A 12,691-nucleotide genomic window follows, 5' to 3' on the forward strand; every position below is an offset into this window, starting at 1 on the left:
GAATAGTGTGGATTAATTATTCGCGTAACCCGGATTCTGTTTTACAACCCCTTCCGATTCAAGGATATACTTTGACGGGATAGCAAAACGTACTTTATGGGCACCCGACTGACTGTTAGGAAATTGCGCTTTAGAATCCGAAACAAATGTTCCATGACGTATCTTATCCTGACGAGAAAGGCCTTCAGCCATAAATTCATGCAGACGTTCATCAAGGACAGCTCTGTTAAAAGATTCTTTATTCGCTGTTTGCGCTGCTGTAAGATCCGGCAGGCTCACCCGCGAACGGATTTCATTTACAAGGTCTATTGCTTCCCGGGTAGGGCTGCCATTATTTTCGTTGATACATTCGGCTAAAGAAAGCATAACATCAGCAAAACGGTATACGATAAGGTCTACCGAACAATATTCACCTCCGGTATATGTGTGATCGTCTACTTTCACTATGGCAGCCGCGCTTTTGAGAAAGCCGTTATCTCTGTTATTAACTTCACCGGTGATACTCACATAGTCGGTAACAATGCTGTTCAAACGATCGTCCCCTGCTTCGAAAGTATCATAAAAATTCCAGTGCATACCAAATGTAAACCAGCATTGGCGATCTTGTTTCCATCGCACAGGGTAGAACTGGATTATTGCCCGGTTTTGCATCCCGTCGGCTAAACCGCAAGGTATGGCATGGATAATTTCTTTATTCCTTACATTATACATATTAAAGATATCCCTGTAATTAGACATGAGTTTGTAAGGATTGTCACGGTATCCATAAAGTTCACGCGCAACCTTCTCCGCTTCCACAAAATTACGGTTTGCCATATGGAACTTGAGTTTAAGCATCAGCGCCATCCCTTTAGATACACGTCCCCATTCATCATCCTGTCTGATAGGCAAGCCTCCTGCAATAGCATCGTCCAGATAGCCGATCATGATGTTACAATACTCTTGATCACTAAGCCTTGGGATAAGTACTTTCGCTTCGGGATTGGCTAAAGCCTCATCTGTAACAAGGGGTACAGGGCCAAACAGATCGTAAAGGATGAACCCGATCCAGGCATAAAGGCATTTGGCTTCAGCAGTTGCTTTGGTTTTTAAAGTACTGGTTATCGGCGCCGCTTCTATTCTTTTTATTGTTTCTTTGATAGAAGTGAGCTTATTATATTGAGAATACATCCTTTCAGTAAAATCTTTAGCGTAACCGCTTGTCGCATTCTCTTCCCAGCGATGTTCCTGATACTGAGGGTAGCTTGTCGCTTCTGTCCAACGGCTAGCCATAGTACCGGCTGTAAAGTCGGATGCCACTTGATAACTATATTGGTCGACTCCATAAAAGCTTCCGTATCCCATTCTGAATGGCATATGATAAAGGGCGGTGAGAGCTTTGTTTACATCGTCTTCGTTGCGGAAGAAGTTTTCGGGGTATATTTCATTGAACGATTCCCTTTCTAAAGTACAGGAAGTTATGGAAAGAAGAAATCCAATAAAAACAGATAAATATATTTTTGTTTTCATACTTTTTTAGAATTTAAAGTCAATACCAAACGTGAATGCACTTGTGCTGGGATACATATAGATATCGTATTCCGGATCATGTCCTTTGTAAGGCGATATTGTAGCGATATTCTTTACTGTTGCATTAAATCGAATAGACTGAACGAAGTTTTTGGTAATCTTTTTTGGAAGAGTGTATCCGAGAGAAATATTATCTATACGGAAAAACCATGCCTTTTCCATAAAGTAATCGCCATATCCCCATTGTGAAGCCGTAGTTTGGGTAAATCCGGGTATATTCGAACCGGAATTATTGTATGTAAAACGGTCATTGAATGTAGTGATCGTATTGATACCCTGATAAGGGCCATAGTCGATAAGGGCTTTACGGTCATTATTTTTCCAGTTGTTAAGTTTTCCGTAAATATAAATGTTCAGGTCGAAGTTTTTATATTTGAACGTATTGTTCCAACTGATAGGGATAGGGGTGTTGTGGCCTATCATTACAAGGTCGGCCTTATCTATCTTGCCATCAGGTTCGCCCGCATACTGAGGCCTACCGTTTTCGTCCCTTACTATTTCTCCATTTGCATCATATAGATATCCGTCGCGGTCTACTATTTTGACGGCGCCGGCAACAGCTCCCGGCATATGGGCTACTGTTTCTCCCGGCTGTATGATACCACCGGTTTCATAATACCACATTTCATCCCAGCGTTTGTGATAACGGTCATTGATATCCAATATTTCCGATGGATCACGTTTCGAAGCAAAGTCTTTGTAATATGTGAGGGTAAACTGAGTGTGCCATATAAGTGAATTAGGCAATGCAACCGTGCCGAACAACATAAGGTCGATACCCTGGGTCTTATCCTGACGCTGGGTGTTATAGTTAATGGTGTTTATTTCATGGAAAGACATAAGGTTCTTTGTTCCGATCCTGTCTTTAATAGTACGCTCGTAAACGTCTATACTTCCTCCGAATTTGTTATCGAAGAATCCGAAATCCAGCCCCAGGTTGATATCCTCCTGCGATTCCCACGACAGATTTGGATTACCCAGAGCGGCAAGTGCAACCCCGCTGGTATGCTTATTGTTGAAATAATAGTCTTTCCCAGCTGTATAATATGTATTGATACCTGTAAGGCTACCAGCATTTCCTGTTACACCATATCCTGCTCTGAGTTTCAGATTATAGAGCCAGTTTATATCTTTCAAGAATTTCTCCTGTTCGATACGCCAGGCAAGCGCTACCCCACCAAAGTTTCCCCATTGTTTGTTCGGAGCGAAATTTGAGGAACCATCGCGACGGAAATTGGCTGTAAGCAGATAACGGTCTTTATAAGAATAGTTTACACGTGATATAAGAGATGCATTTTCACCTGTATATCTTGATGACCCCACTTCCGGCCTTTCGTAAGTACCCAACCCCAGATTATGCCACTTGGCTGCATCGTACGGGAATCCCCTGTTTTCGGCCGATACGCTTTCGTTTTGTTGCTCGTAATATTCCCAACCCACCATTGCGTTCAACTTGTGATTTTGAGCAAAGGTTTTATTATAAGTAGCTGTAATGTTAAAATAATAGTTGTCTAACTCGCTACTACCTATTCTTGCAACACCTTGTGAATTAATTCCTTCTTGCGTGGTCATCGGGAAATAAGCGCCTGTTTTAGCAAATTTACGGTCATAGCCTACTGTTGTTTTTAATGTCAACTCTTTGATAGGGTTAATGTCGACAAAGGCAGACGAAAGCAAGTTGTCCTTTTTGGTATGCATCGATACTTCGAGCAACGATACCGGATTTTGCGACAGTCCGTAAATGGTACCGAGCGCGTAGTTACCATTCTCGTCGCGGATAGGTATTGTAGGATCATACTTGCGTGCTGCCTGAAACAGGGTTGTAGATCCTCCTGCGCCGGATATGGGCACATCGTTGGAATTGATACGTGAATAGCTTATGCTGATCCCCCCTTTAATATACTTACTGAACCGCTGATCTATATTGATACGTCCGGTAGTTCTTGCATAATCGTTTGTTTTTACAATACCGTCGTTACTCATATGTCCCAATGAAATCAGATAGCTATTATTCGCGTTTCCTCCTGTTACCGAAAGGTCATATTGCTGTATCTCTCCATTATGTGTGATTGCATCGTACCAGTCAGTACCGCCAATGAAGTGATCTATATATTCCCATTTGTAATTCCATTTCTGTCCGGCATCTTCATAAAGCCTGCGGATTTCTTCCCCACTGCCCGGTAAAGCCTTGTTTCCCCAAGGATAATAGCCTTGATCCTTAAGCCAGCGTTCCAGCTGAGAATCATTTGATGCGCGCATATAATCTTTTGGCTTCATTACATCCGGTTTTTGGTCAATCCATTGGGTCGTATACGAAGCTTTAAATAAAACATCCACGCGCTTACTGCCTTCAGCTCCGCGTTTTGTAGTAATAAGGATAACGCCACCGGCAGCCCTCGATCCGTATATGGAAGTGGCACTGGCATCCTTTAGAACTTGTATATCCTGAACATCATCCGGATTGATATTATCGAGTACGCTTTCTTTGTCACCTTTTCCAAAATTAAGACCGGTGCTAGGCTCCCACATCGTACTTACAGGCACTCCGTCTATAACGATAAGTGGAGATGAACCGGTTGCAGAGCCACGTATCTGCATCCAAACGGCCGCTCCCGGCTGGCTACTTGTCTGTGTAAACGACAAGCCGGGCGCAGCGCCTTTGAGCGCCTGAGCCAATGTTGTATTGGCTAACTTAGGCAACTCATCGCCTTTGATAGATGCAATGGAGCCGGTGAGGTCGCTTTTTCTCTGTACTCCATATCCAATTACCACTACCTCTTCCAAGGCCTGTACATTCTGGACGAGCCTTATATCAACTTCCTTTTTCCTGTCTACCTTTATTTCCTGAGAGATATATCCGACATAGGATACTTTAAGTACTGAGTTGGGAGGGGTATCGAGACTAAATCTTCCGTCAACATCAGAGGTCACAGCCTTGTTCGTATTCTTTACTGCAATAACGACTCCAATAAGGGGATCGCCATTTTCGTCGACCACTGTCCCGGTCACGTTTGTTTGTGGCTGATTGTCGGCCTGAGATGGTTTCTGTGTTAAAGAAAAGGTGTTTCCGTTGCGTTTGTATGCGAGAGTTGTTGAAGACAGTATTTTGTTCATAAAGTCTTCTATAATCATGTTGGATGCCGAAACGGTTATGTTCTTATCGGTTGGCAGAATAACATCCATGTATGTGAAACGGTAAACTGTGCTTTTTTCGACTTTGTCGAGAACCGATTGCAAATTTTCATTCGTAACAGATAATGTTACAGTCGTTTGTTGCTGAGCAAAAACTCTATCCGGCAAAAAGAAAATGCCAATGAATAGAACAAATAAAAACAGATTTTTTTTATTACATTTGTGACAATAAGTTTTTCTTGGATAATGTAAATTGTCCATACTAATTTAATTTTAAGGTTGATACTAAAAGAATTACATGAAGGTATTAACCCGTCAGGGGAACTGTAAAATGTGGGATTTTACAGTTCCTTTTTTAGAAATAGTCCTTTTCTTTCATGCTTTTTTATTTATGGTTGACAATAGGATCTAAAGTACAGGCTTTTTTGTCCGGTTATTTTTTTAATTGAACCGGATCGATATTTTATCACCTGTTTTAGTATATTCAAAGTTATAGTGTAACTGCAATATTTTCAATATGCCATCTATATAATCTTCTTTAAAGCTTCCTGTAAAGAGGTGCTTGTTGTAATCCGCTCCTGTTATTTCTATATCAACACCATAGCGCCGTTCCAGTTTTTCCATAATATCGGAGAATTTGACCGACCTGAATACCAATTCTCCTCGAAGCCATGCCGTTTCGAAGTGGGTGGTAGTTTTAAATATCGATAAAATGTCGTGATCTTTATAATATGTGGCTTTTTCCTGTGGCGACAGTATTATCGTTTGCGGCTTAGCCCCTTTAGTCGTAAGTTCTATACTACCTTCTATCAGGGAAGTTTCGATTATGGGCGAATCGTCGTATGTATTTACATTAAATTTTGTTCCCAGTACTTTTATCCGTATCAAGTCGGTATTCACATAAAAAGGGATTTTCTCATTTTTAACAACATCAAGATATGCTTCTCCGCTCAGAAAAATTTCCCGGTTTTTGAGCCCGAAGTCTGAAGAATATGATATTGAGGTTGCAGCATTAAGGAAAATGGCTGTACCATCGGGCAATGTAATTTGAGCTTTTTCGCCACTGGCTATATTTACAGAAGTTGAGCCGGCGACAAAATCAGTCAGTTTCTTATTATCAGTGTAATAATAAATATTGAGTCCTATGATAAAAGGAATTAGTATGGCGGCGGCTATTCTTCCCACTTTATAGAATAAGTGTTGCCTTTTCTTTTGTCGAGGTACGATTGCCAGTTTACCAATTAATTGGTCGAAGTCGGTTTCGGAAATCACATCACCTTCGAAGTTATCCCATATACCGGACAAAATATCATTCAATTCGGAGTCGGACAACATCGAAAGATTTTGCTTCAGAGATCCTCGTTCCTCGGTGTTCAACGTTCCGCAAATATGGGTATTTATTAACTTTTCGATTTTGCTTCTCATTTTTGAAACTTCTTTTGTTAACATGCTCTATAAGTTATTACGAAGCATATGAAAAAGTCTACTATGAGATTTTTGATTTTTTTTGCTTTAATCGAAAAAAAGTAGGAACAGCAAGCTTGCCTGCCCCATTTCTTTCCTCAATATTTTCATCGCCGATGATAATATATTATAGATGGTTTGTTCGCTAATATTAAGTTTTTGGGCTATTTCGGATGAAGGAAGCCTTTGTTCTTTACTCAATTCAAATATTTCGCGCTGACGGGGTGTTAGTTTTGCCTTGGCATTGTCCAATTGTTGCAGAAAATAATCGTAATCTATTGTTTGTTCGATATTATCATTGCCATCAGCATACAATTCATCACAGTATGCCATATAATCCTCAAATACGGGATTATTTATTTGCTTCCGGAATTCATCTATTATTTTATTTTTTGAAATTTTGAATAGATAGGATTTGAATGACATAGAGGGATCTATATTCTCGCGGTTTATCCATACTTTAATAAAAGTTTCCTGCGTAATATCGTTTGCCATAGATCTCGATCGAGTCAGACTGAATACAAAGCCATACAATCTACCTGAATATTCTTCATAAAGAATTCTAAAATCCTGGTGAGAACCTTTCATTAATCCCTCTATGTGTTTTGTAAAACTCACTTTCAGGTAAAATTATTGTTTTTAGGTATATTTACAGACTAACAAAACAAAGTTATAATATTTGTTCGAAGTTTTATTAAATTCAAAAATAAAATATATTTGAGGAAATCAAATTGAGAAAAGAATCAAATTTTTAATTTTACGCCATTGCTTAAAAGGATGAAAATAACCGAACATTTTCATCCAACAGGAATAGCATTAACTACTGATTGGCATTAAATATAAACTCTTTTTAATATTTTAATTGTCAGCTTCAAAAAATAAAAAATCGAGATAGCCTCTTTCTCAAAAATATGATTTTGCAAACTCCATCTGACAAATCAGATACAATTACATATACACTAGCGCATTTCGCGATATTTTAGCTTTTTTAGTGGCTGTTTAACTCTTAAATTCGTATATTTGTATCTCTTTTTAAGAAAGTCCAATTTAGCTTTCAAAACATTGATAATCAACAACATTAAATACATTTAATTTAAACGAATTATGATTACAATCGACAAATTCAACTTTTCAGGCAAGAAAGTCTTCGTCAGAGTTGACTTCAACGTACCTTTGGATGCGCAATTCAACATTACAGACGATACACGTATCCGTGCAGCATTGCCTACATTGAAAAAAATCATAGCTGATGGCGGTAGTCCTATTATAGCTTCGCATCTTGGACGTCCGAAAGGCGTAGAAGATAAATACTCGCTAAAACATATCCTGGCTCACGTATCTAAGCTTCTTGGCGTAGATGTACAATTCGCTAACGACTGCGTAGGCGAAGAAGCCGGAGTAAAGGCTGCTGCCCTTCAACCGGGAGAAGCTCTTTTGCTGGAAAATCTCCGTTTCTATGCCGAAGAAGAAGGCAAACCTCGCGGATTGGCAGAAGACGCCAGCGATGAAGTTAAAGCTGCAGCAAAAAAAGCAATTAAAGAAAGTCAAAAAGAATTTACAAAAACATTGGCTTCCTATGCCGATGTATATGTAAACGATGCATTCGGTACGGCTCACCGTGCACACGCATCTACAGCTCTTATTGCTGACCTGTTCGATGCTGAACACAAAATGTTCGGTTATCTGATGCAAAAAGAAATAGACGCAGTAGAAAAAGTATTGAAAGATACAGCCCGTCCGTTTACAGCTATTATCGGAGGCGCTAAAGTTTCTTCGAAAATAGACATTATCGAAAACCTGCTGGACAAGGTAAACAACCTTGTTATAGGTGGAGGTATGGCATTTACATTCCTTAAAGCGGCAGGAGGTAAGATCGGTAACTCATTAGTAGAAGACGACAAACTTGATTTGGCTAACGAAATCGTAGCTAAAGCTAAAGCAAACGGTGTAGCCCTTGTTATTGCAAGCGATGCTAAGATAGCCGATGCGTTCAGCAACGACGCTAATACTCAAATTTCGGAAGCTAACGCAATTCCTGACGGATGGATGGGATTAGACGTAGGCCCTAAAGGCGAAAAAGAAATCGCTGACGTACTTATGGCTTCAAAAACTATCCTTTGGAATGGTCCTGTAGGCGTATTCGAATTCGACAACTTTGCACAAGGAACAAAAGTTACTGCCGAAGCTGTTGCTGCTGCTACTAAAGCCGGAGCATTCTCGCTTGTAGGCGGTGGAGACTCTGTTGCTGCCGTTAACAAATTCGGTTTGGCCGACCAGGTATCTTATGTTTCTACCGGTGGCGGAGCATTGCTTGAGTTCATCGAAGGTAAAGTTCTTCCGGGAATCAAAGCTATCAGGGGATACTAACCGTATCCACTAAAATATTGAAAAGCCTGTACTTCATGTACGGGCTTTTTTATTTAAAGTAATCATTGTCGCATCTGACTATATTTTCATTATTGCGAGCGAAACGTAGTGTAGCAAAGCAATCCGGTAATTTTAAATATTAAAATCAACACAATCTAACATTTTGACATAGTACATGTCAAAAAATATTTTATATATATTTAAAAGGCTTATTATATTGCCCTTACAGGGCGCAGTTCCTTCGGTTGTCATCTACCCGGGGTGTTACCCCGGGCTGGAATATATCAGGCTTTCAGCCTGTTTCTTTCCTTGATGCCCTGAAGGGGCTACATAATATAGCCCAATGGCAACGCCTTGGGTGGGAAAACGAAATCCCCTGAAACCGCGCCCTGTAAGGGCAATATAAGATTTTGTAATATTTTTTGTCATATACTATGCATTTTGACTATTTTCGGGTTTGCCCTAGGGAATATAGTCAATGAATCTCCATGTTGAAGAATTATTTCTATATTTGTACCAAACAAAAGGCTCTAGCTATGAAGAAAATTATATTTTACATCACATGTAGCCTGCTTCCCGTCCTAGGTTTCGCACAAGTGGTGAAACTTGGTGAACGGTTTACTAAAGTACCCGTTATAGAAGAAAAAGTAACATTCATGAAGGAAATACCGATGAAAGACGGCATTTCGGCAAGCGACAATTACAACCTACTGAAACAATGGGCTACAGACAGTTACGGAAGAGACCCATTTATATCCAGCGTGCGTCATGACGGAGCAAGTCAAGAGTTTATCGCTAAGTCACGGATCGAACTCGTGTTACCGGCTAATGCGAAAGGTATACGCGAAAAAATGATAATGCGATACCGCATCAACGGATTTCTGTTTAAAGATAAATGCGTACTCGAAATAACTGAAATATCTTATCTGTACGAAAATTCGAAGAAAAACATAGTATTACCGAGAGTGATGCGCGCCGAAGATTTTATTACAGACAAAGCCATTGCCATCGAAGACGGGCTACAAGAATACAAAATAAACACCCGGAAAAGCACACTTTATTTTCTGGATGAATTATCTAAAAGTTTTGAAATTCAATTCGGATACTAAGAACGGAAGATTCTCTTACTGGGTAAAACTATAACAATTCCTATATAAAACAGAAAAGGTTACCTCACAGATGGTAGCCTTTTTTGTTTTAAGACATTTTCACCTGAAAAAGATTATATATCCATCCCTATTCCGCCCATATTTTCCTATCTTTGTTACTATTCGTAATTTTAAAACATAATTATTATGTCGAAAGAGATACTTAATCTAAAACCAAAACAGTTGTGGAAACATTTCTACGATTTAACTCAAATCCCTCGTCCGACAGGACAGATGAAGGAAGTAACAAAGCATGTGATTGACTTTGGCAAATCGTTAGGATTGGAAGTAAAACAAGATAAGACAGGCAATGTGCTTATCATCAAACCCGCAACGAAAGGGATGGAGAAAGCTCCGGTTGTGATCCTGCAATCACACTTGGATATGGTTCCACAAAAGAACTCGGATGTGAAACATGATTTTACTAAAGATCCGGTAGAAACCAAAATAGAAGGAAATCTGGTGAAGGCCAAATCGACCACTCTTGGTGCCGACAACGGTATCGGAGCCGCTGCCATGATGGCTGTACTGGAAGATACAAAGCTGAAACACGGTAAAATAGAAGCTCTCTTTACAGTGGACGAAGAAGTGGGCATGGTGGGTGCATCAGGACTGAAAAAAGGATTCCTATCGGGAAGCATCCTGTTGAATCTGGATACAGAGGAAATAGGTGAGCTTTGCGTAGGTTGTGCCGGAGGTGTAGACGTTAATGCAGAATGGGAATTTAAAGATGTAGAAGTCCCAAAAGACGATATAGCTTACAAAATAACACTGAAAGGACTTAGAGGCGGGCATTCGGGCACAGAGATACATCTGGGCAGAGCCAACGCCAACAAGTTGATGGCCTACTTCCTGAAAGATGCCATAAGCAATTATGAAGTGCGCCTGGCTTCCATCGACGGAGGATCGCTTCGGAATGCTATCCCTCGCGAATCGTTTGCGATAGTTACCCTGCCTGAAGAAGACGAAAAAGACTTCGCAAAATTGGTAAAGGAATACGAAAAGATTTTTAAAGAAGAATATAAAGCGGTTGAGCACAACCTGTCGTTCAAAGCAGCGAAAACAGACTTGCCTGCGACGCTTATCCCTGAAGAAATACAGGATGGCCTGATCAATGCAGTTATAGGTTGTCAGAATGGTGTTATCAGCATGTTAACAGACTTCGTAGGCATTGTGGAAACATCGACAAACCTTGCACGTGTGAAATCGGAACCGGGACGCATTATCGCCCAAATGCTTGCACGCAGTTCGTCCGAATCGCGCAAAGATAAGATCGGTTCGAGCCTCGAAAGCGTATTCTCGTTGGCAGGCGCTAAAGTAACCATCGAAAACGGTTATCCGGGATGGCAGCCTAATGCCCAGTCGGAAACATTGAATATGATGTCGAAGCTTTATAAGGATACATATAAGGAAGATGCTCATGTGGTGGTAGTTCATGCCGGACTGGAATGTGGTATTATCCTATCCAGCACTCCGGGATTGGATATCGTTTCCTTCGGGCCGACAATCCTCAACGCTCACTCTCCCGACGAGTATGTAGAGGTGGATACAGTAGAGACATTTTATGACTATCTGGTGAAAACACTGGAGAAAATCAAATAAAACAGAGACGGCGGGGATTCAGTCCCCGCCGTTTTTTTGTGTAAAATCACTTATCTCTTCGTATCAAATTTAGGGCAAACGCATCAAAATAATACTAGAGAGCTAATTAACTATCAATTAGACATATACAGTTTTCTTAAAAAATAAGACATTAAGCTGGATTGCTTCGGGACAAGCCCTCGCAATGACGAGAGAGCTTTATTGTGAACGTCATTGCGAGTCGGAACCCAATTTTTTGGGCACAATGTGTATATGACAGAATGCTAAATCGCTACATTTTTGACATGTTGAATATATTTTTATTTCACTCATTATCAACAGTATATAAAAATCTGTCATTGGTAATTAGCTATGCTAATCGGCGGAGCCAACAATAGTGAATCAATCCAGAAAAAGAAATGAATTTTGATGCGTTTGCCATATATCAAATTCATCAAATCGTACTTTTCCAAAATCTTTCGCAGTCTTGATACCTGAGGTTCTATTGTCAGGATCGAAAGTAGAGTAACCCTCTTCGCTGTCTTCATGCAAGAACCAGTAATTGTCGTCCGGCGAATATTTGAAAGTAATAATTCTTATCCATCGCGAAGAACTGCCGCCATTGAACTCGACGGAAAAAGAACCTTTGTTGATGGTCATTTTCACATAAGGGTCGCTCGTCGCGCCTCCGTAGTTTGCGCCAAGAACCACATTATCGTTACGAACCGCCAGTCTACAAGTATTATCTTCCTGACCCAGCAAGATTAAAAGCGGCCTCCTGTCTTCATCTGTTTCTCCTCCGTTTTTCTTGAGAATCATAAGCCTGTCCGCGTATTGATCGAGGTTTAGATCACCCGAAATGGTGTCGAAAATGACATAACCTTCCGGCACAAACTGCGACAAGTCGTTGAGTAGACGAGCATCCGTATCTACGTCTGCTTCAATCAGCTTCATGATTTCGCTTTGCTCCATCTGTAAATAATCTGCAACTATTTTCCAGTCACTTAATACAAGATATATCGATATGGGGGCTTTCCCTTTTTTGTATAAAAGTGCTCCAAAAACATCCTTTGCTTTTGTGTCGATAATCTGATTCTCACCATTATCGATGACAAAAGACAGATACCTTTTTTCGGCCTGATTAGTACTGATACCTAATTTTTCGAAATTACCGCTTATTTCCGCCGCATACCAGCCAAAATCATCGTTAACAGCAAAATACTCCTGCGCTTCATCCGAGTCTTCATCTTCAAAATGCCGCGTTTCCGGGAAGATTAATATCAGGCAGGTTTCGTTTATCACCTGAATACTATCGGGAATGCTATTCTCATTTTCCGCCTGCGGGTTCGCCGTTTGTTTGCAACCGCCCGCGAGTAGCATTATCGCGCCTAAAAGGATGAGTATCTTTTTCATTTGTTTTCTATTTTAGT

Annotated in this window: 9 protein-coding genes; 3 read left to right on the forward strand and 6 right to left on the reverse strand. The window is 40.4% G+C overall.

Annotation, left to right across the window (positions count from 1 at the left end; all coding sequences use genetic code 11):
* Nucleotides 1-12: 12 nt before the first annotated feature.
* From ACYPZI_RS02030 to ACYPZI_RS02045, 4 genes are all read right to left on the reverse strand, one after another.
* A complete protein-coding gene (locus ACYPZI_RS02030; RefSeq protein ID WP_459598094.1) occupies nt 13-1,509 on the reverse strand; it encodes a RagB/SusD family nutrient uptake outer membrane protein in 1,497 nt (498 codons plus the stop codon).
* Between the two features lie 6 nt (nt 1,510-1,515).
* Nucleotides 1,516-4,962, reverse strand: coding sequence for a SusC/RagA family TonB-linked outer membrane protein (locus ACYPZI_RS02035; RefSeq protein WP_459598096.1), 3,447 nt, complete (start codon nt 4,960-4,962; stop codon nt 1,516-1,518).
* A gap of 180 nt (nt 4,963-5,142) precedes the next feature.
* Entirely contained in the window at nt 5,143-6,126 is a 984-nt protein-coding gene (locus tag ACYPZI_RS02040) for a FecR family protein (protein ID WP_459598098.1), read from the reverse strand.
* Between the two features lie 87 nt (nt 6,127-6,213).
* Nucleotides 6,214-6,753: an RNA polymerase sigma factor gene (locus tag ACYPZI_RS02045; RefSeq protein WP_459598163.1), complete on the reverse strand. Its 540-nt coding sequence runs from the start codon at nt 6,751-6,753 to the stop codon at nt 6,214-6,216.
* A gap of 516 nt (nt 6,754-7,269) precedes the next feature.
* On the opposite strand from ACYPZI_RS02045, the gene ACYPZI_RS02050 reads away from it, so the two are divergent.
* A complete protein-coding gene (locus ACYPZI_RS02050) occupies nt 7,270-8,532 on the forward strand; it encodes a phosphoglycerate kinase (protein ID WP_459598100.1) in 1,263 nt (420 codons plus the stop codon).
* A gap of 264 nt (nt 8,533-8,796) precedes the next feature.
* On the opposite strand, the gene ACYPZI_RS02055 is transcribed toward ACYPZI_RS02050, so the two are convergent.
* The gene (locus ACYPZI_RS02055; protein WP_459598102.1) at nt 8,797-8,961 is read right to left on the reverse strand and encodes a hypothetical protein; all 165 of its coding nucleotides are present in this window, start codon (nt 8,959-8,961) and stop codon (nt 8,797-8,799) included.
* Nucleotides 8,962-9,068: 107 nt separating this feature from the next.
* On the opposite strand from ACYPZI_RS02055, the gene ACYPZI_RS02060 reads away from it, so the two are divergent.
* Nucleotides 9,069-9,641 (forward strand): hypothetical protein, encoded by a 573-nt coding sequence (locus ACYPZI_RS02060; RefSeq protein ID WP_459598104.1) that lies wholly within the window; start codon nt 9,069-9,071, stop codon nt 9,639-9,641.
* Between the two features lie 186 nt (nt 9,642-9,827).
* Nucleotides 9,828-11,282: an aminoacyl-histidine dipeptidase gene (locus ACYPZI_RS02065; protein ID WP_459598106.1), complete on the forward strand. Its 1,455-nt coding sequence runs from the start codon at nt 9,828-9,830 to the stop codon at nt 11,280-11,282.
* A 381-nt stretch (nt 11,283-11,663) separates the two neighbouring features.
* Here ACYPZI_RS02065 and ACYPZI_RS02070 read toward each other — a convergent pair whose 3' ends face one another.
* On the reverse strand, nt 11,664-12,674 hold the full coding sequence (locus ACYPZI_RS02070; RefSeq protein WP_459598108.1) for a hypothetical protein: 1,011 nt from the start codon (nt 12,672-12,674) through the stop codon (nt 11,664-11,666).
* Between the last annotated feature and the right edge of the window lie 17 nt (nt 12,675-12,691).

The organism is Dysgonomonas reticulitermitis (assembly GCF_054601275.1).